Source organism: Acinetobacter sp. LMB-5, from assembly GCF_001541635.1.
GTDB classification, from domain to species: Bacteria; Pseudomonadota; Gammaproteobacteria; order Pseudomonadales; family Moraxellaceae; genus Acinetobacter; species Acinetobacter pittii.
Window position 1 is genome coordinate 1 of record NZ_LRDR01000117.1, and the last position, 327, is coordinate 327.

At 37.0% G+C, this 327-nt stretch carries 1 protein-coding gene; it reads left to right on the top strand.

Annotation, left to right across the window (positions count from 1 at the left end; translation table 11 throughout):
- A partial coding sequence (locus tag AW165_RS18765; RefSeq protein ID WP_155859674.1) for a replication initiation protein occupies window positions 1-327 on the top strand: 327 nt, incomplete at both ends.

A 327-nucleotide genomic window follows, 5' to 3' on the forward strand; every position in this document is an offset into this window, starting at 1 on the left:
AAGGTTTTGCCCTTATTAACACTCGCAATTTCTTTGATGTAAAAAAAGAATATTCAAAACGCCTCTATGAGTTACTAAGTCGGTTTAAAGACAAAGGCTTTGAAATGCATCAACAGAAGCTTGAAGAGTTAAAAGGTGTGTTTGGTTTGCTTGATGAGGCAGGTAAGCTCAAGAAAGACAAAAGCTCATTCAAAAATAACAGTGTGTTTATGAAGCGCTGTATTCGTGAGAGTATCAAAGAGCTCACTGAGCATCCTCAAATCCGAAAAGAACTGCTGTTCTTAGAGGGTGAAAATGGAGAGAAAGGTTTTGAGGTCATTAAAAAAG